We start from the raw sequence: 19,151 nt of genomic DNA, 5'->3' as shown, positions 1-19,151 counted from the left end.
ATGACTGACACGCTCGTGTTCCCGCAGGGCCGCACCTGCCCCCACCAGCCGGCACCGGGCTACCGGCAATTGACCGCGCAGCGCCCACTCGCCCGGGTGACCCTCTACGACGGCCGCCAGGTCTGGGCGGTCACGACCCGGGATCTGGCCCGCAGGCTCCTCGTCGACCCTCGCATCTCCAGCGACCGCACCAACCCCGCGTGGCCCAAGATGGTGCCGGTCATCGCCGCCGCCACCGAGGACCCGCAGCAGAAGGTCCTGAAGATCGTCACCACGTTGGTCGGCGTGGACGGCCCGGTGCACAACGCCCGGCGCAGAATGCTGATCCCTGGCTTCACGTTCAGACGCATCAACGCCCTGCGTCCCAAGATTCAGGAGATTGTCGACCAACAGCTGGACCGCATGATCGAGAACGGCGCTCCTACCGACCTGATCCCGGCGTTCACGGCGCCGGTGCCCGTGACGGTTCTGTACCGACTGATGGGCATACCGGACGCCGACCACGAGTTCTTCGAGAAGTTGTCGCACCAGCTCGCTTTCGGTCCGAACGCCAACGAGGCATACGACCAGCTCATGGACTATATGGGCAGGCTGATCGCGGAGAAGCGACGTAACCGTGGTGAGGGGATTCTCGACGACCTCCTCGCGGAGCGCGGTGCCACCGGTGACGTGGACCAGGAAGAGCTGGTCTCGAGGCTCGTCCTGCAGGTGGCCGGCGGTCACGGCACTACCGGAACCATGATCTCGCTCGGTATGTTCACCCTGCTCCAGCACCCCGAGCAGCTAGCCGAGCTGCGAGCCGATCCCGCACTGATGCCCACCGCCGTGGACGAACTGTTGCGGTACCTGTCCGTCCCCGACGGTGTCACGCGGTTGGCCACGGACGACATCGAGGTCGAGGGGACCACGATCCGCAAGGGCGACGGCGTGTTCTTCATAACCTCCCTCATCAACCGCGACACCAACGTCCACCAGGAACCGAACTCCCTGAGCTGGCACCGCGCCTCCGCCGCAGACCACGTGACGTTCGGGTTCGGCACCCACCAGTGCCTTGGCCAGAACCTCGCGCGCATCACGATGGAGAGCGCTCTCGGCGCGCTGATCAACCGGTTGCCCAACCTGCGTCTCGCGGTGGCGGCGGAAGAGGTTCCGTTCCTTCCGGATGCGAGCTTCCAGGTGATAACCGAACTCCCCGTCACCTGGTAGGGGTGCGAGGGCGCCGAGCCGCCGCCGTCCCACGGAACTTGCTAAAGGTGCCCGAGCCGACCCGGTACGACGTGATGCCCGCCGGAGACAGCGGATCGGTGCTGACCCAAGATCGGCGCCAGGCTCTGGCGAGGATCGGTGACGTAGACGATGATCACTGTGGCACGACGTGTACGTCACTGAGCCGACACAGGAGAAGAACCTTGGACAACTTCGTCGACCGTCGCACCGTCCTCACCTCCGCCGTGCTCGGGTCCGTAGGCGTGGTGGCGGGTGTCAGCTTGCAAAGCCAGAATGCATCGGGGTCGGTGACCGTCGGCGGCCGAGGGACACAGTCCACGGCGCCGACCTTCGGTCTCACCAAGTTCCTCGACCCGTTGCGGATTCCGCCGACGATCCGGGCGTACTCGCGACGGCACCGGGACGAGCTGACGATCACGATGACCAATGCGCGGACCCGGCTGCACTCCCAGCTGCCCCAGACCAGGCTGTGGACCTACGAGGGACAGTTCCCCGGCCCGACCATCGAGGTGCGCAGCGGTAGGCGACTGCGGGTCGCGTGGACGAACGAACTCCGGGGCACGGTGCCGCTGGTGGCGGTACGGGCACCGTACGCGCAGCCGACCCCGGCGAACACGCCCGGCTACCGCGACCCGGACGGCAGCCTGCCCGCCCTGGTGGAGCTGATCGACGGTGTGGCCGACCTGCCGCCGTGGAACGTCGTACACCTGCACGGCGCGGTGACGAACGGCGGCAACGACGGCTGGGCCCACAACGGCATCTCACCGGGAGAGGCACAGCTCACCGAGTACCCGAACCGACAGCCGGCCGCCGCCCTCTGGTACCACGACCACGCGATGGCGGTGACCCGCTTCAACGTCCATGCCGGACTCGCCGGCCTGTACCTGATCCGCGACGAGGAGGAGGACGGTCTGGGCCTACCTGGCGGCGACCGGGAGATCCCGCTGGTCATCACCGACCGTAACCTCGACACCGATCCGGCGACCGGCGCGCTCACCGGGCAGCTGCTGTTCAAGTTCCAGTACCTGCCGGCGACCGGCACGACAGCTCCCGTCACCGGTCCTTTCACCCTCGTCAACGGCGTCATCTGGCCGCACCTCGACGTTGACGCGCGCTGGTACCGCTTTCGCGTGCTCAACGCGGCGAACGGTCGGTTCTTCCGCCTCGACCTGGTCGACGAGGCGGGCACCGTGCACAACGACGCGGTCCGGATCATCGGCACGGACGTGGGTCTGCTGCCCGCCCCGGCGGCGGTGCCCGCGGGCGGGCTGACCATCACCCCGGCCGAGCGGGTGGACCTGCTCGTCGACTTCAGCCGGTTCAGGGGGCAGCGCCTGCGCCTGGTCAACACCGGAGCCTCGATCGAACCGGACATCATGGAGTTCCGTGTCGAGAGCCGGGGCCGCAACGACCCGTTCACGCCGCCGGCCCGCCTGTCGAGCTCGTACGCCCGGCTTGACGACGGTGTGACCGTGCCGGCCGACCACGACGAGGTGTTCGTGGCGACCACCCCGCCCGGGGTGGCCGGCCGACCGCACCCGGAGATGTGGGAGCTGAAGGAGATCACCCGACCGGCCGAGGTGCCGACGCGGTTCCCGCAGGAGGGCGTCATCCAGCTCACCGACCCGGCCACGGGGAAGGTACGAACGTTCCGGACGGTCGCGCGCCTCTTCGACGACACGAGGACGATCTTCATCAACCGGGGCCGGTGGGTGGTGTGGAACCTGATCCAGCTCGGCGGGGCACCGCACCCGATGCACATCCACATGGCGCGGTTCCAGCTGTTGTCCCGGCGGAAGATCAGCGACCTGACGGCCTTCGACGTCGCGGTCGGCGGCACCTCCGCGCCGCTGCTCGCCTCGACCGACGGCCCCCCGATCGAGAGGCACGAGGAGGGCTGGAAGGACACCTTCAGCCTCTGGACGGGGGAGTGGATCAGAGTCGCCGGCCAGTTCGAGGGCGCGACAGGCGAGTTCATGTACCACTGCCACATCCTCGACCACGAGGACGAGGGCATGATGCGACCCTTCGTCGTACACCCGCCCGAGGTCGCCCGGTTCCACCTGCACCCGGGCGGCTCCGGCCACGGCGGACACTCGTAACGCCGGTCCCGGTGCCGCCGACGGCGCTCGTGCGGTGGCCAGGTGGCGAGCCTGGCCGCACCACGAGCAGCAGCGCAGCGAGGGCGGTGCGAACGCCGCTTGTTCCGACGGGCTGGACAGGTGCCGACCGACGATCAGGCAAGGGCCTCCCGAGGTGGCAGTTTCCCGGTGTCGGGCGAGGCTTCCCGGTCTCAGGCGAGGCGTTGGTCGAGGGCGGTGTGGCGGCGGCCGGCGCTGACGGTGCGCACGGCGGCGTTGAGGGCACGGCGGGAACCGACGAGAACGACGAGCCTCTTGGCGCGGGTGACGGCGGTGTAGAGCAGGTTGCGTTGCAGCATCATCCAGGCGCTGGTGGTCAGGGGGATCACGACCGCCGGGTACTCGGAGCCCTGGGAACGGTGGATGGTCATGGCGTACGCGTGGGCGAGCTCGTCGAGCTCGTCGAAGTCGTACTCGATGGTCTCGTCCTCGTCGGTACGTACCGTCAGCGTCTGTTCCTCGGTCGAAAGGTGGGTGACGATGCCGAGGGTGCCGTTGAAGACGCCGGCCTGGCCCTTGTCGTAGTTGTTGCGGATCTGGGTGACCTTGTCGCCGATCCGGAACACCCGTCCACCCATGCGCCGTTCCGGCTGGCCGTCGCGGTGGGGGGTGAGCTTCTGCTGCAACAGGCCGTTGAGGGCACCCGCGCCGGCGGGACCGCGGTGCATCGGCGTCAGGACCTGCACGTCCCGGCGCGGGTCGAGCCCGAACCGGGCGGGAATGCGGGTGCAGGCGACGTCGACGGTGAGTGCGGCGGTGGCGTCGGTGTCGTCGTGGGCGAACAGGAAGAAGTCCGGCAGCCCCTGGAGCAGAGGCGGACGGCCGGCGTTGATGCGGTGGGCGTTGGTCACCACCCCGGACTGCGCGGCCTGCCGGAAGATCTGCGTCAGCCGGACCCGGGGAATCGACGGGGCGGCGAGCAGGTCCCGCAGAACCTCACCCGCGCCGACGGAGGGCAACTGGTCGACGTCGCCGACCAACAGCAGGTGTGCTCCGGGTGGGACGGCCTTGACGAGTTTGTTGGCCAGGATCAGATCCAGCATCGAGGCCTCGTCGACCACGAGCAGATCGACGTCGAGGGGGTTGTCCCGGTCGTAGGAGGCGTCCCCGCCGGGACGAAGTTGCAGCAACCGGTGCACGGTGGCGGCGGGGTGGCCGGTCAGCTCGGAGAGCCGCTTGGCGGCGCGGCCCGTCGGGGCGACGAGCGTGACCCTGGCCTTCTTCGCGGTGGCGAGTTCGACGATCGAGCGGACGGTGAAGCTCTTGCCGCAGCCCGGCCCGCCGGTGAGCACCGCGACCTTCGAGGTCAGGGCCAGCCGGACCGCCTGCTCCTGTTCGGGGGCGAGGTCGTGACCGGTGCGGGCCTTCAGCCATGCCAGCGCCCTGCCCCAGTCGACGTCGTGAAAGTGGGGCAGCCGGTCGGCCGGGGCGTCGAGCAGCCGGGACAGCGTTGAGGCCAGGGACTGCTCCGCGCGGTGGAACGGCACCAGGTAGACCGCCGGCACCGCCTGCCCGTCGCCGCCGGGCAGGTTCTCGCGGACCACACCGTCCTCGGCGACCAGGTCGTCGAGGCAGCGGGCCACCAGGTCGGCGGGCACGTCGAGGATCTTCGTCGCGTCGGCGACCAGGTTCGGCTCCGGCAGGAAACAGTGACCCGAGTCGGTGGCCTCGGACAGCGTGTACTGCAGGCCGGCCATCACCCGCTGCGGGCTGTCGTGCGGGATCCCCACCGACCGGGCGATCGTGTCCGCGGTCTTGAAGCCGATGCCCCAGACGTCCGCGGCCAACCGGTACGGTTCCTTGGTCACCACGTCGGTGGACGCGTCGCCGTACCGCTTGTAGATCCGCACGGCCAGGGACGTCGACACACCGACGCCCTGCAGGAAGACCATCACCTCCTTGATGGCCTTCTGCTCCTCCCACGCCGCGGTGATCTTCGCTGTTCGTTTCGGGCCGAGACCGGGCACCTCCACCAGCCGCCCGGGTTCCTCCTCGATGACCCGCAGGGTGTCCAGGCCGAAGTGCGCGACGATCCGTTCGGCGAACACCGGCCCGATCCCCTTGACCAGGCCGGAGCCGAGGTAACGCTGGATGCCCTGGATCGTGGCCGGCAGCACCGTGGTGTAGGAGTCGACCTCGAACTGCCGCCCGTACTGGGGATGCGACGACCAGCGTCCCGACAGCCGCAGCGACTCACCCGGCTGCGCCCCGAGCAACGCACCCACCACGGTCAACAGGTCACTGCTCCGGTCGGTGGCGACCCGGGCGACCGTGTAACCGGTCTCCTCGTTGACGTAGGTCAGGCGTTCCAACACCGCATCGAGCGTGGCGAGTACGGGACGGGCCGGCGCGGTCACGGCGACCATACTGCCTCCTGCCGACCGTCAACCCCCGACCGGACCCGCCGTACGGTGGCGGCGGCCGGCGGTCAGGTTGGCGTGGGCCTTTCGGACCCGGGCAGCGGGGGCTGGCGGTTCAGGGCGGGATCGTGTCGCAGCACGGCGACGTGCAGGTGCCGCAGCGCGGGTGCCGGGTCGACTCCCAGCTCGCTGGCGAGCCAGACGCGACGCTGGTGGTAGACGCCGATCGCCTCCGCGCTGCGCCCGGCCCGGTGCAGGGCGAGCATCGCCGCCGCCGTCAACCGGTCCCGGGTCGGATGCGCGGCGGACAGCGCCGTGATCTCGTCGGTGATGGAGGTGTGGTTGCCGAGCCGCAGTTCGGCTTCGTAGAGGTCTTCGGCAGCGGTCAGGCGGGCTGACTCCAGACTCCGCAGCAGGGCGTCCGTGGGGCCGGTCGATGACCAACCACCCAGGATGGATCCGCGCCACAGCCGCAGGGCCTGCCGGAGTTTGTCTCGTAGTTGCATATCTGAGTTCATTGTTCGGGATTCTGCGACCAGTGCCTCGAAGAGGTGGGCGTCCACCATCCGATTCGGGATTCGTAGCGTGTATCCGTCGTCGCCGGTGACGATCGCCTGCTGGACGGTGACTCCGCCGGCCGTGCGTAGCACGGCGCGTAGCTCGGACAGGCGGCTGTGCAGTACGGCCCTCGGCCGGGCTGGTGCCCGGTCTCCCCACAGCAGCTCGACCAGTCGGGCACTCGGGACGGCTCTGTTGGCCTGAATGCTCAGGATGCCCATGATCAATCGGTGCTGTCGCTTGGCGAGGCGGACCGGCCTGCCGTGAACGACCACCTCGACCGGCCCCAGGACCCGTACTTCCAACGCAACTCCCCGCGTCGGCCACTGGGCATCCACGGTAGTGGTCGGGGCACGGGGCAGGAACCGTCCGGACAGCAGCGGGGAAGGTGCCGGCAAGCGCGGGCCCGAATAATCGCATATAGAAGTCAATCAAAGTGAGGAGTGGATTCGTATGCCCACCACGCTGTCCGTCGTCGACCCGGTGCAGGCGGAGGAGATCATCACCCGTTGGTTGACCGACACGTCGGTCGACGGCTGGGAGAACCCGGCCGGTGACCTCTTCACCGGCGGCGAGTACGCCCTGCAGGAGATCACCATGACCATCTCGCCGCCGAGCAGCAACTGCAGCTCCTGCACCGGGTCCCGGCCCATCGCCTGCTGCTGATCCGGACATGACCGGTACCTCGGCCCCCGGGCACACGCGGGCACCCCCGCCGTCGTGGAATCCGCCGGCACCACCACCGTCGGACCCACGCCAGCACCGGCGACCGCGGCAACCACACCGGCGACCGCGCCGCCACCGGCGGCCCGCAGGGCGGTCGCGGATCGTGTGACGGGTTCGGTGACCGAGGTACCGGCCGGGGCGTCGACGAGCTTCGACCCCGTGCTCGAACATCTGATCGCACCACAGGCACAACGGTTGGTCGACCAGCTCGATGCCGTCGCGGGCCTCGGCGGCGAAGAGCGGACGGCGATCCTCAACAGCGCGACGCGGGCATGGCGGAACTCGGTACGCCCCAAGGTGACCCGGGCACTGGTGCTGGACGTGCACGCCGCCCGGATCAGCGGCCGGCTGACCGGCCCGGACCCGCGGTCCCGCTGGGAGCACTGGCTGGAGCTGACCGCCACGGACGGGTTCTGGTCGACGATGGACGGCCGCTTCCCGACTCTGCGTCGACGCGTCGACACGCTCCTGGTGAACAGCCGCCACGCGGTGGTGCGATTCGCGCACCGATTCGCCGTCGACCGCAGCCACCTCCAGCCGGCCGCCGTGCTGCCGGCGGGCGATCCGACACTGCTCGACGTCGAGTTCGGCTCCGGCGACACCCACCGCGGCGGGCAGACCGTCGCGCTGGCACGATGTGCCGCGGGTACGGTCGTCTACAAGCCACGGTCCCTGCGCGTCGACGCGGCCCTGGCCGGACTCGTGGCCCGGCTGCTGCCCGACGAGCCACCGGCCACCCGGATCCGGGTACCCACCGTCCTGGTCCGCGACGACCACGGCTGGGCCGCCCACGTCGCCCACCGGTACTGCACGACCGACGAGGAGCTGCGCGCCTTCTACCGCGGACTCGGGCACTGGACCGCGGTGATGCGAATGCTGGGCGGCAGCGACCTGCACGCGGAGAACCTCATCGCCGCCGGACCGGTGCCGGTGATCGTCGACTGCGAGACCCTGTTCACGCCGCAGCTGCCGCTGCTGCCGTCCGGCTACGGGCTGGCCACCGACCGGGCCGCGCGTACCCTGAACTCGTCGGTGCTGGGCACCGGTCTGCTACCCGGGCGGGGTGTCGCACTGGCCTGGCGGGGACTCGACCCGTCCGGCGCCGGTGGGCTGCGCGGTGAACAACCGACAGTGTCCCTGCCGGTGCTCGTCGACGAGGGCACCGACCAGGTGCGGGTCGCCCTCGCCGACGTCGGCGCCCCGGAGGCCGCCAACCAGCCGAGCCCCGAACCGGTCCTGGCCCGGTTCTGGGGGGACGTCCGGACGGCCTTCGACGAGTTGACCGACCGACTACGGGAACTCGACCGGCACGGCCGCCTCGACCCTTTGCTCACCGACTTCGTCGGATGCCAGGTGCGGTTCGTCCGCCGCAACACCGAGACGTACGCCGAACTTGCCCGGATGCTGTGGCACCCGGCGTCGCTGCACGACGAGCCGGCGGCCCGGGCCACAGTCACCGACCTGCTGATCAGGCACGGCCGACACGCCGCGGAGGCACCCGCCGAACCGGAGGTCGTCGCCACCGAGGTCGATGACCTGCTCGTCGGGGACATACCCATGTTCACGACGGCCGCCGACCGGACGTTGATCTCCGAGACGCTGGGCCGCTGGCGCGACGCCGACCCGGAGCTGGACCGCCAGGTGCTCAGTTCCAGCCTCATCAGCGCCTACCTGAACGAAGCGCCGCCCGCACCGCCCGGTCCGCCGTTGATCCCCCGGCGAACCCGTCCGGAAGATCTCGACCGGCGCCGCCGCACGCTCGCCGCCGAGGTCGTCCGCACGCTGCGCGACACCGCCGTCCGGGCGGAGGACGGCACCGCCACCTGGATCGCACCGGTCATCACCGCCGGTTCCGGGTGGGCGGTGCAACCGCTGACCGCCGACATGTACCTCGGCACCGTCGGAATCGCGGTCCTGCTCGCCGCCTACCAGCACGAGACCACAGCGGGACGGGCCGATCCGGTGGACGGCGTCGCCGAACTGCTCGACGCCGTCCTGGCGACCGTGCGTGCCGCCGAGGACCAGGTCGAGGCCGACCGGGCCACCGGTATCCCCATCCGGCCCGAGCCGTCGGGTGGCTACGTCGGGCTCGGGTCCCGGATCTGGGGCTGGCTGCTGCTGCGTCGTCTCGGCCGGGGCGACGCCGGCCTGCGTGCCGGCAACCGGCACGGCACCGGCCGGGGCGGGACCGACCGGCACGGCACCGGCCGGGGCGGCACGGCGACCGACGAGGCGCTGCGCCGTGCGCGGGCCCTCGCCGCGCTGGTGCCCGCCGCGGTCCGGGCCGACGAGGCGTACGACCTGCTCCGCGGGTCGGCCGGCGCGATCGTACCGCTGCTGCGCCTGACCGAGACGGACGGTGATCCGCGGTGGGCCGAGACGGCCACCGCGATCGGCGGACACCTGCGGGCAACCGCCCGCCCGGCCGGCGGGGACCCGGACGCCGTGTGGTGGCCGGGGCCGTTCGGCACCGACGCCCTGGGCGGACTTTCCCACGGCGCTACCGGCATCGGCTGGGCCCTGTCCCATCTGCGCGACTGCGCCGACCTGGCCGCCGCCGCGTTCCGCTACGAGGAGTCCTTGTACGACCCCCGGCTGCCCGGCTGGCTCGACATGCGTAAGCCGGAGCGGCCGAGCGACGCGGCGGCGTGGTGCCACGGATCGGTCGGCATCGGTATCGTGGCTGCCGACCGGTGGCGTCGCGCCTGCGACCCGGTCGCCGCCACGCACTGGGCGGGCGTGCTGCGCCGTGCCGCCGCCGCAGCCTGGCCGGCGGGGATGGGCGCCAACCACACTCTCTGTCACGGCGAGCTGGGCACCTGGGAACTGCTACGGACGGCGCGCGGAGCCGGCCTGGCACCAGCCGACCCGGAACTGGCCGCGCTCGACGCCCGGGTCCTGACCGGCATGGAGCAGTTCGGGGCGGTCGCCGGCCCGAACCGGGACGCGTTCCGGCCGGGACTGCTGCTCGGCCTCGGTGGCATCGGTTACCAGCTGCTCCGAATGCACCCGCGAAGCCCTCTTCCCTCCGTTCTGCTGCCCGACCCCGGTCCACCCGACCCGATCCGGTAGGCGCCGTGATGACCGATGTGACCGCGCCGTACTGGCGACTGGAGACACCGACCGACCAGATGGGCCCCTGGCAGGTCGTCCGGGGCCTGCCGGGCGCGCTCGGACCCGCCGTGCAGCTGATCCGGCAGGCCGCGCCCCGTGCCGCCTGGACGGTCCTCACGCTGCACCTGCTCGCCGGCGTCGCCACCACCTACGGGCTCGTCGCCACCGCCGGGGTGCTGGAACGACTCTTCGCCGCCGGGCCGACCGGCACCCGGGTGGCCGCCGCCCTGCCCGCTCTCGCCCTGGTCGTCCTCGCCCTGGCCGCGCGGGCCGGTCTGGAGATCACCGCCACCCTCGCCCAGGCTCGGATCGCCCCGGCGGTACGCCGGCTCGCCGACGAACGACTCGTCGCGGCCGGCCTGTCGGTGGAGTTGACCGCGTTCGACGATCCACGGTTCCTCGACCGCATGTTCCGGGCCCGCGACCGTGGTCTGCTCTACCTGCAACGCGTCGTCGACAACCTGGCCGAGGCGGTCGGCGCGGTGCTGGCCGTGACCGCGGCGGCAATCAGCCTGACCGTACTGCACCCGGTGCTGCTGCCGGTACTGCTGATCACCGTGCTCCCGGACGGCTGGGCGGCGCTCCGGGCCGCCCGGCTCGGCTACGCCAGCAACGCCCGACTGGTCGCACTCAACCGCAGGGTGGCGATGGTGACCGACCTCGCGACGGAGCGGGAACCGGCCGCCGAGGTCCGGGCCACCCAGGCCAGCGACAGCGTCCTGAGCCGCTACCGGCAGGCCGCCGACCTGGTACGCGACGAGGAGATCGAGGTCGCGTCGGCGCAGGTACGGGCCCGTGCCCGGGGCCGGCTGCTCGCCGGCGTCGCCCTCGGTGGTGTCTTCGCGGCCCTGTGGCTGCTGCTGCACGCCAACTGGATCCCGCTGGCCGTCGCCGGTACGGCCCTGATCGCCACCCGCACCGCCGTGGCCGCGCTGGCTCGACTGGTACGCACCGCGGACCAGCTGTTCGAACAGGGCCTGTACGTCGCCGACTTCCACGCGTTCCTCGCCGACGCCGGAACCCGTACCCGTCCCGCGACGGGGGCGGCGGCGCCGGCCGTACCGCAGCGCATCGAGCTAAGTGACGTCGGCTTCCGCTATCCCGGCTCGTCGGCATCGGTGCTGCGCGGGGTGAACCTGACCCTGCACGCCGGGCAGACGGTGGCACTGGTGGGTGAGAACGGCTCCGGCAAGACGACGCTGGCGAAGGTCGTCGCCGGGTTGTACCGCCCGACCACCGGCTCGGTGACCTGGGACGGCACGGAGCTGGCCGAGCTGCACCCGGAGAGTGTCGCGGACCGGATCATGATGGTGCTGCAGGATCCGGTCCGCTGGCCGGACTCGGCCCGGGTGAACGTCCGGATGGGACGGTTCGACCGGGCCGACCCGGATGACTCGGCCCTGCGGCGGGCGGCCCGGCAGGCACTGGCCGACGAGGTCGTCGATCCGCTGCCCGCCGGCTGGGACACCCTGCTGACCACCGCCTTCCAGGGTGGTGTCGACCTCTCCGGCGGCCAGTGGCAACGGATCGCGGTGGCCCGGGGCCTGTTCCGCGACGCGCCCGTACTGATCTGGGACGAGCCGACCGCTCCGCTCGACGCCCGGGCCGAGTACGCGGTCTACGAGGCGCTGCGTCGGCTGGCCGTCGGGCGCACCGTCGTCCTGATCACGCACCGCCTGGCCAGTGTCCGCAACTGTGACCGCATCTACCTGCTGCACGAGGGGGAGATCGTCGAGCAGGGCAGCCATCAGGAGCTGCTCGCCCGCGGTGGCCGGTACGCCGAACTGTCCCTCCTACAGGCCCGCATGGCGGAGGACCCGTGGTTGTCGCTCCAGCACCGTTGACCCGACTCGCCGACCAGCTGACCGGGCATCTGCTGACCCCGTCGGACCCGGAGTACGTCAGCTGCCGGCTGCCGTTTCTCGCCGTCGGCGACGAGCGGTTACCGCAGGCCGTGGTGCGGGCCGCCGGTACCGCCGACATCTCGGCGGCCCTGGCCTTCGCTCGGACCCACGGGCTGGACGTGGCGCTGCGCAGCGGCGGGCACAGCTTCGCCGACCGGTCCAGCACCACCGGGCTGCTGCTGGACCTCGGTGCCCTGCGGGAGCTGCGCCGCGACGGCGACCTGGTCACCGCCGGCCCCGGGCTGCGCATGCACGAGCTGCGGCGTCAGTTGGCCGTCGACGACCGGACCGTCTCCTGTGGCTGGTGTCCGGACGTCGGCCTCGGCGGTGCGGTCCTCGGCGGCGGATACGGCAGCCTCAGCCGCCTCTACGGACTGGGCAGTGACCATCTGGTCGCCGCCGAGGTGGTACTCGCCGACGGCCGTATCCTCTGGTGTGACGCCGAGCGTGAACCGGAGCTGTTCTGGACGCTGCGGGGCGCCGGCGGCGGACTGCTCGGTGCCGTCACCTCGTTCGTGCTGCGAACCCGGCCAGCGGTACCGGCGACGTTCTTCGAGTGCCGGTGGCCGGTACGGCACGCGGCCGACATCATCGGGACCTGGCTGAGCTGGGCGCCGGAGGCACCCGACGAGATCAACGCCGAGGTCGGGTTGATCGGCCCGTACGACCCCGCAGAGGAGCCCTGGGTTGCCGTGTTCGGCGTGAGCGTCGGCGCGGGGACCGCGTTCCTGGACCGGTTCGCCCCCGAACCGGAGCAGGTCGCCATCCGTGACCTGCCGGCCAGCGTCGCGGCAGCGGTGAGCTACCCCGAGCTACCCGAGGATCTTGAGGTGACCGGCCCGCCCTGGGGAACCTCGCCGGGCCGTCGGCTGGCCCGCTCCGAGTTCTTCGACGCTACCCTGACCCCGGCGGTGGTGGCGGCACTGATCGGGCACCTGACCACCGGCCGGGTCACCGGGCAGGCACGCGAACTGGAGTTCATCCCCTGGGGCGGTGCCTACGGTCGGGTCGCCCCGCAGGCCACCGCCTTCGTCCACCGCCGGGCCCGCTTCATTCTCAAACACACCGGCTACACGATCCGCCGGAGCACTCCCGACGTCCGGCAGGAGACACAGCGGTGGGTCGACCGGTCCTGGGCGATCACCCATCCACTGGGCTCTGGGCGGATCTATCCGAACTACCCGGAACCTGGCCGTTCGCCGCTGGACGCCGCCTACCACGGCGGAAACGTCGACCGGGTACGTCGTGCCGTGGCCCGCTACGACCCGGACGCCGTCTTCACCGCCTGACCGGCGACCACCGCACCCGGATCACGGCGGGACGTAGCCGGCGACGGCCGGGTGCCGGATCCTCCTCCTTGCGAACTCGCCGTGATTCGCCCCTCGTTTTCCCGGCCTGACGGGCATGTTGCTGCAACGATGCATGACGTGGGAACCGTGGAGACTACGACGCCTGCCATCTCGCCCCTCGCGGGCGAGCCGATCGAACGCGCCGATGCCGAGCGGCTCGCGGGGGTGCTGAAAGCGTTCGCCGACCCGGCCCGGTTGCGGCTGCTCAGCCTGATCCAGTCCGCCCCGGAAGGGGAGGCGTCCGTCAGTGACCTCACCGAGCCGCTCGGGCTGTCCCAGCCGACCGTGAGTCATCACCTTCGGATCCTCGCCGAGGCCGGTCTGATCGAGCGCGACAAACGGGGTGTCTGGGCGTACTACCGCCTGGTGCCGTCCGCGATCGCGGCGATCGCCGAATCGTTGACGCCGCCTCGCAAGCGGGCGACGAAGAAGACCCGCTGACCGGCGGCGTCGAGGACCGGCGCCGCGCCGGAGGCGTCCGAGCAGCTTCGCGACGCCCTGCACCCGACCCCTGGTCACGCCATCGCAGCAGGTGGTCTGCCGCGTCCGGGCCGGGCCCGGCTCAGGTGAGCCTGGAGGGCGTCGCGGGCAGTCGCAGGTAGGACCGCTGCTCCGCGACGTCCCGGAGCCGGTCCATCGCGTCCCAGACGTCGACGAAGCGGGTGTAGAGCGGAGCGGCACACAGCCGGAGTCGGTCGGGGACCCGGAAGTCGCCGACCACGCGCGCCTCGGCGGCGAGCGCCCGGGAGATCCGCAGGGCCTCGGGGTGGCTCAACGACACGTGACCGCCGCGCCGGTGCGGATCGCGGGGCGAGGCGAGCGAGAAGCCGTGTGGGGCCAGCCAGGCGTCCGCCAGTTCGACGATCAGCTCACCGAGCCGGAGCCCCTTCTGCCGTATCCGTTCGATGCCGGCCTCCGCCAACACCGCCAACGCCGGTTCGACAGCGGCCACGGAGAGGATCGGCGGGGTGCCGACCAGGAAGCGGTCGAGGTCGCCCGCCGGTTCGTAGTCGGACCGCATCTGGAACTGGTCGCGTTGGCCGAACCAGCCCCAGATGGGCTGGCGCAGGGTGGCCTGCAACTCCTCGCGTACGTAGAGGAAGGCGGGGGCGCCGGGCCCACCGTTGAGATACTTGTAGGTGCACCCGACGGCCAGGTCCGCGCCGGAGGCGGTCAGCTGCACCGGGACCGCGCCGACCGCGTGCGACAGGTCCCAGAGGACGTACGCCCCGACCTCCCGGGCCGCCGCGTTGACGGCCGCCATGTCCAGCAGCGCGCCCGACCGGTAGGAGACGGCGGAGAGCACCACCAGTGCGACGTCGCTGTCCAGCGCGGCCCGTAGCGTGTCGGGCCGGAGCCCCTGATCGAGGTCGGAGGGCAGCCTCCGCAGGATGCGGCCCCGCTGCTCGGCCAGGCCCTGGAGGATGTAGCGGTCGGTCGGGAACTCCTCCGCGTCGACGAGGATGGTGCCCCGGTCGGGAGTGGCGTCCAGGGCGGCACCCGCCAGCTTGTAGAGGTTGACCGAGGTGGAGTCGGAGATGACCACCTCACCCGGCCGGGCACCGAGGGCATGCCGGGCGAGTTGGTCGCCCAACCGTCTGCCCCAGTCGATCCAGGTCGGCCAGGACCGGACGAGACCGGTGCCCCAGCCGTCGCGCACCAGCCGGGCCAGGAAGTCCGGCGTCGCGGCCGGAAGGCGCCCCAGGGAGTTGCCGTCGAGGTAGATCAGGTCGTCGTCGTTGATCACGAACCGGTCGCGCAGCTCGGCCAACGGATCGGCGACATCCAGTTCCTTGGCCAGGTACCGGGGGAAGTCATCTCGCATGCGGCACTCCCTTCCCCTCAGGTCTACCGCCCGGCAGGAGGGGCCACCGTGTCCGATCGGTCTGCCCGACCGGCCCACCCGCGACACCCCCTGCCCGACCCGGTGGCCCGGGCGGCGGTTCGAGGTGCCCGGTCGGGGTGCTCGATCCGGTCGTGTCACCCCGCCCGGCCCTTCCTACATTCGGTCGGACCTCGCCGCTCCCGCAGGAGCGTAATCACCGGGTGCCCGGCCATCGGAGCCGTCGCCGGTCCGGGGCCCTTCGGGGTCGTTCACGTGGAGGCAACGCCGACGTGCAGAACAAGCCCTTGACCGTTCGGATCGCCCGCTGGAGTGCCGCACACGCCTGGCGGGCGATCGCGCTCTGGGTCGTCTTCGTGGCCGCCTGTCTGACCGCCGGGGCGCTGGTCGAGGTCAACGAGATGTCCGTGGAGGACGGCGCCGTCGGGGAGTCCGGGCGGGCGGTCGCCCTCGTCAGGGCAGGCGGCTTCGACGAGCGGGCGACCGAGAACGTGCTGATCACCGCGCGGGCGGGCCGGCTGGACCGGGCAGCGGCGATGGCGGCGGCACAGCGCACCGTCGAGGTGATGCGCACCCAGCCCGGGGTCGCCTCGGTCACCGGCCCACTCGAGGCTCCGGACGGGGACGCCGTCCTCGTGCGGCTCACCCTGACCGACGACGCGCAGACCGCGAAGACGCGGATCGAGCCGCTGCTCGCCGCCACCGAGGAGGTGCAGCGATCCCATCCCCGGCTGCGGGTCGAACAGGTCGGTGAGGCTTCGGTGCAGAGGGGTCTCGACGAGACTCTCGCCCGGGACTTCCGTCGAGCGGAGTTCACCAGTCTGCCGGTGAGCCTGCTCATCCTCGTGGTCGCCTTCGGCGCGCTGGTGGCGGCCGCGGTGCCCGTCCTGCTCGCGCTCTCCGCGGTCGGTGCCGCCATCGGCCTGGCCACGCTCGCCAGTCACCTGGTGCCCGCGGTGAACTCCGTCAACAGCGTCGTCCTGCTCATCGGGATGGCGGTCGGGGTCGACTACTCCCTGTTCTATCTGCGGCGTGAACGGGAGGAGCGGCTCCGGGGGGCGGACCGGCTCGGATCGGTGGAGATCGCCGCGGAGACGTCGGGTCACGCGGTGATCGTCTCCGGAGTCGCCGTCATCGTCTCCATGGCCGGGCTCTACCTGGCCAACGACGCCGTCTTCGCCTCGTTCGCGACCGGGTCGATCCTGGTGATCGCCGTCGCGATGGTCGGTTCCCTGACCGTCCTGCCTGCGCTGCTCGTCCTGCTCGGTCCCCGGGTGGACCGGCCGAGGGTGCCGGTGCTGTGGCGGTTGGGCAACCGGGGCGGCCGGTCCCGGTTGTGGCCGGTGATCCTGCGTCCCGCTCTGCGTCACCCCTGGCTGACCCTGGCGGTGTCGCTGGGGCTGCTGCTGGCGCTGGCCGCGCCCGCCCTGGACATGCGGCTGCGCTTTCCCGGTACCGAGGACCTTCCGCGATCCACCGCCGTCATGCAGGGCTACGACCGGCTCACCGCCGCCTTCCCGTCGACCGGCATCGCCCACCAGGTGGTGGTGCGTGCCCCGGCCGAGCGGTCCGGGGAGGTACGCGCGGCGCTGACCGATCTGCACCGGCGCACGCTGAGTGACCCGCTGTTCGCCCACGAGCGGCCGGAACCGGCGATCGACGTCTCGGCCGACGGGCGGACCAGCACGCTGCGCGTCTCCACCCCGTATCCGGCGCGCACCGAGCAGGCCCGCGACTCCCTGACCGAACTGCGCGGGGAACTGTTACCGGCCACCGTGGCCGGTGTTCCCGGCGCCGAGTACGCCGTGGGCGGGCCGGTGGCCAGTGACCTCGACTACGCGGAGCACGTCCGTGCGAAGCTGCCGCTCGTCATCGGCTTCGTCCTGCTGCTGACCTTCCTCGTGATGGCCGTGACCTTCCGGGCTCCGGTGGTGGCACTCACCGCCATCGTGCTCAACCTGTTCTCCGTGGCCGCCGCCTACGGCCTGGTCACAGTGGTCTTCCAGGGCACCTGGGCGGAGGGCCTGCTCGACTTCCGGTCCATCGACGCGGTGGTGTCGTGGCTGCCCCTGTTCCTGTTCGTCATCCTGTTCGGGCTGTCCATGGACTACCACGTCTTCGTGGTCAGCCGGATCCGCGAGGCGGTGCGCCGTGGTGCCGGCGACCGGGACGCGGTCGCGCAGGGCATCACCGCCTCGGCGAGTGTGATCACCAGCGCGGCGGTGGTCATGGTCGCGGTCTTCGCCATCTTCGGCACGCTCTCCACGATCGACATGAAGCAGATCGGGATCGGGCTCGCCGCGGCGATCCTGATCGACGCCACCATCATCCGCGCGTTGGTGCTGCCGGCGGCGATGACCGTCCTCGGACGGGCGAACTGGTGGACGCCCCGCGTCCTCCGACGTCCTACGGACGACCACGACGGCTCCGCCGCGGCGCGGCCGGAACTGGTGACCGCCCGGGACTCCGTCCGGTGACGGGGGAGGAAACCCTCATCGGGTACCCCGATCGGGGCGACCGACCGCCGTCGGTTGGTCGCGCGGTCCGGGGACCGTCGACATCCGATCGATCCACCACGCTGTCCTCAGGTGGACAGCTGGCACCCGCCGGGGGTGCCCTGCCAGACGCCGGAAGGGGTTGATGGGCGTGCCGGTTGACCGGGCCGTACCCGCGACGATCGTGGGAACCGGTGGCTACCTGCCCGAGCGGGTCGTCACCAACCAGGAGGTCTGCGCCGGCATCGACTCGACCGACGAATGGATCGTGCGCCGGTCCGGGATCCGGCGACGCCGGTTCGCGGGCCCGGACGAGACCCTGGCCCTCATGGGGCACGCGGCCGCCACGAAGGCCCTGGCGGCCGGCGGTGTACCGGTCGACCGCGTCGACTGCGTCATCGCGACGACGATGAGCCATCTGCGGCAGGCGCCCGCGGTGGCGGCGCAGGTCGCCGACCTGCTGGGCCCGGGGGCGAACGTCGCGGCGGCGTTCGACCTCAACGCGGGGTGCGCGGGGTTCTGCTATGCGCTCGGCCTGGCCCGCGACATGGTGGCAGCGGGATCTGCCGAGCACGTCCTGGTGGTGGGAGCCGAGCGGATGAGTGACATCGTCGATCCGCGGGATCGGGGTTCGGCGTTCCTCTTCGGCGACGGCGCCGGAGCGGTGGTGGTCGGCCCCGGCGCGGCACCGGGGATCTCCCGGGTGGTCTGGGGCTCCGACAGCGTCCAGGGCTCGGCCATCTCGCAACCCCGGCCCTGGTCGGACCTGCGCGACCAGCCGGGTACGCCCTGGCCCTACCTGCACCTGGAGGGGCCCGCGGTCTTCCGCTGGGCGACGACCCGGATGCACCGGGTGGCGTCGGAGGCGCTGGACGTGGCGGGAGTGAAGGCGACCGATCTCGCCGCGTTCGTACCGCACCAGGCGAACATGAGGATCACCGACGCGCTGGTGGACTCGCTCGCACTGCCCGAGTCGGTGATGGTGGCCCGCGACGTCGCGGATCTCGGCAACACCGCCGCCGCGTCGGTGCCGCTGGCGATCGACGCTCTGGTGAGCCGGTCGCCGGAGGTGCGCGGCGGTCTCGCGTTGCTGCTCGGGTTCGGTGCTGGTCTGCTCTATGCCGGTCAGGTGGTGCGGCTGCCCTGAACACGACGGTCCGTCGTCGGGCGCATCAGGAATAAAGGTGTCGGGATAAGGCGTCACCGTGCTGACCGCCCGTCCACCAGTGTTTACTGTCCGGGTCGGCGCACAATTACCCTGCCATATCCGGCCGGCTCGGTGAATAGTTGACCTGTCAACCGATCCCGCAATGTGAATCGCGAGTCGCCGCCGTCGGAGGTGCGGCCGGATCGGTTCGCATCGTCAGTCCTGGCGATGCGCAGTCTGCTGCGGAAAGGCTTCTCGGCGGGCGGGGTTGCCGGGCGTCATGTCGT

Annotated in this window: 12 protein-coding genes; 9 read left to right on the top strand and 3 right to left on the bottom strand. The window is 71.4% G+C overall.

What is annotated here, in order from left to right; genetic code table 11:
- Together GA0070616_RS02575 and GA0070616_RS02570 are read left to right on the top strand one after the other, a co-directional pair.
- The gene (locus tag GA0070616_RS02575) at nucleotides 1–1,206 is read left to right on the top strand and encodes a cytochrome P450 (protein ID WP_091075628.1); all 1,206 of its coding nucleotides are present in this window, start codon (nucleotides 1–3) and stop codon (nucleotides 1,204–1,206) included.
- Nucleotides 1,207–1,646: 440 nt separating this feature from the next.
- Nucleotides 1,647–3,329, top strand: a complete 1,683-nt coding sequence (locus GA0070616_RS02570) for a multicopper oxidase family protein (protein ID WP_425412980.1) — start codon at nucleotides 1,647–1,649, stop codon at nucleotides 3,327–3,329.
- Nucleotides 3,330–3,520: 191 nt separating this feature from the next.
- Here GA0070616_RS02570 and recD2 read toward each other — a convergent pair whose 3' ends face one another.
- A complete protein-coding gene (gene recD2 / locus GA0070616_RS02565; protein WP_091075622.1) occupies nucleotides 3,521–5,734 on the bottom strand; it encodes an SF1B family DNA helicase RecD2 in 2,214 nt (737 codons plus the stop codon).
- 62 nt (nucleotides 5,735–5,796) lie between these two features.
- A complete protein-coding gene (locus GA0070616_RS02560) occupies nucleotides 5,797–6,591 on the bottom strand; it encodes an AfsR/SARP family transcriptional regulator (protein ID WP_245712623.1) in 795 nt (264 codons plus the stop codon).
- A 148-nt stretch (nucleotides 6,592–6,739) separates the two neighbouring features.
- Here GA0070616_RS02560 and GA0070616_RS02555 point away from each other — a divergent pair, with 148 nt between their 5' ends.
- The 5 genes from GA0070616_RS02555 to GA0070616_RS02535 all read left to right on the top strand — a co-directional run bounded on the left by GA0070616_RS02555 (nucleotide 6,740) and on the right by GA0070616_RS02535 (nucleotide 13,820).
- Entirely contained in the window at nucleotides 6,740–6,952 is a 213-nt protein-coding gene (locus tag GA0070616_RS02555) for a DUF6229 family protein (protein ID WP_091075620.1), read from the top strand.
- Between the two features lie 177 nt (nucleotides 6,953–7,129).
- Entirely contained in the window at nucleotides 7,130–10,084 is a 2,955-nt protein-coding gene (locus GA0070616_RS02550) for a type 2 lanthipeptide synthetase LanM family protein (RefSeq protein WP_425412918.1), read from the top strand.
- Between the two features lie 8 nt (nucleotides 10,085–10,092).
- Complete coding sequence (locus GA0070616_RS02545) at nucleotides 10,093–11,970, top strand: ABC transporter ATP-binding protein (protein ID WP_091075616.1); 1,878 nt, start codon at nucleotides 10,093–10,095, stop codon at nucleotides 11,968–11,970.
- Nucleotides 11,946–13,319: an FAD-binding oxidoreductase gene (locus GA0070616_RS02540; protein ID WP_091075614.1), complete on the top strand. Its 1,374-nt coding sequence runs from the start codon at nucleotides 11,946–11,948 to the stop codon at nucleotides 13,317–13,319. Before GA0070616_RS02545 ends, GA0070616_RS02540 begins: the two co-directional genes overlap by 25 nt.
- Before the next feature lie 129 nt (nucleotides 13,320–13,448).
- Nucleotides 13,449–13,820 (top strand): ArsR/SmtB family transcription factor, encoded by a 372-nt coding sequence (locus tag GA0070616_RS02535; RefSeq protein WP_091075610.1) that lies wholly within the window; start codon nucleotides 13,449–13,451, stop codon nucleotides 13,818–13,820.
- 121 nt (nucleotides 13,821–13,941) lie between these two features.
- Here GA0070616_RS02535 and kynU read toward each other — a convergent pair whose 3' ends face one another.
- A complete protein-coding gene (kynU, locus tag GA0070616_RS02530; RefSeq protein WP_091075607.1) occupies nucleotides 13,942–15,204 on the bottom strand; it encodes a kynureninase in 1,263 nt (420 codons plus the stop codon).
- Nucleotides 15,205–15,494: 290 nt separating this feature from the next.
- On the opposite strand from kynU, the gene GA0070616_RS02525 reads away from it, so the two are divergent.
- Together GA0070616_RS02525 and GA0070616_RS02520 are read left to right on the top strand one after the other, a co-directional pair.
- On the top strand, nucleotides 15,495–17,699 hold the full coding sequence (locus GA0070616_RS02525; RefSeq protein WP_091075603.1) for an MMPL family transporter: 2,205 nt from the start codon (nucleotides 15,495–15,497) through the stop codon (nucleotides 17,697–17,699).
- A gap of 163 nt (nucleotides 17,700–17,862) precedes the next feature.
- The gene (locus tag GA0070616_RS02520; protein WP_091075599.1) at nucleotides 17,863–18,864 is read left to right on the top strand and encodes a beta-ketoacyl-ACP synthase 3; all 1,002 of its coding nucleotides are present in this window, start codon (nucleotides 17,863–17,865) and stop codon (nucleotides 18,862–18,864) included.
- The last annotated feature ends 287 nt before the right edge of the window (nucleotides 18,865–19,151 follow it).

Origin of the sequence: Micromonospora nigra, from assembly GCF_900091585.1 — a bacterium.
Lineage (GTDB): Bacteria > Actinomycetota > Actinomycetes > Mycobacteriales > Micromonosporaceae > Micromonospora > Micromonospora nigra.
The sequence above is the reverse complement of the archived record's forward strand: the minus strand, read 5'-3'. Positions and strand labels throughout refer to the sequence as shown.

What these genes read in the sequence shown, in the direction of transcription:
- GA0070616_RS02535 (WP_091075610.1), top strand. Translation starts at nt 13,449, where the DNA reads ATGCATGACGTGGGAACCGTGGAGACTACGACGCCTGCCATCTCGCCC.
- recD2 (WP_091075622.1), bottom strand. Translation starts at nt 5,734, where the DNA reads ATGGTCGCCGTGACCGCGCCGGCCCGTCCCGTACTCGCCACGCTCGAT.
- kynU (WP_091075607.1), bottom strand. Translation starts at nt 15,204, where the DNA reads ATGCGAGATGACTTCCCCCGGTACCTGGCCAAGGAACTGGATGTCGCC.
- GA0070616_RS02555 (WP_091075620.1), top strand. Translation starts at nt 6,740, where the DNA reads ATGCCCACCACGCTGTCCGTCGTCGACCCGGTGCAGGCGGAGGAGATC.
- GA0070616_RS02570 (WP_425412980.1), top strand. Translation starts at nt 1,647, where the DNA reads ATGACCAATGCGCGGACCCGGCTGCACTCCCAGCTGCCCCAGACCAGG.
- GA0070616_RS02520 (WP_091075599.1), top strand. Translation starts at nt 17,863, where the DNA reads ATGGGCGTGCCGGTTGACCGGGCCGTACCCGCGACGATCGTGGGAACC.
- GA0070616_RS02575 (WP_091075628.1), top strand. Translation starts at nt 1, where the DNA reads ATGACTGACACGCTCGTGTTCCCGCAGGGCCGCACCTGCCCCCACCAG.
- GA0070616_RS02545 (WP_091075616.1), top strand. Translation starts at nt 10,093, where the DNA reads ATGACCGATGTGACCGCGCCGTACTGGCGACTGGAGACACCGACCGAC.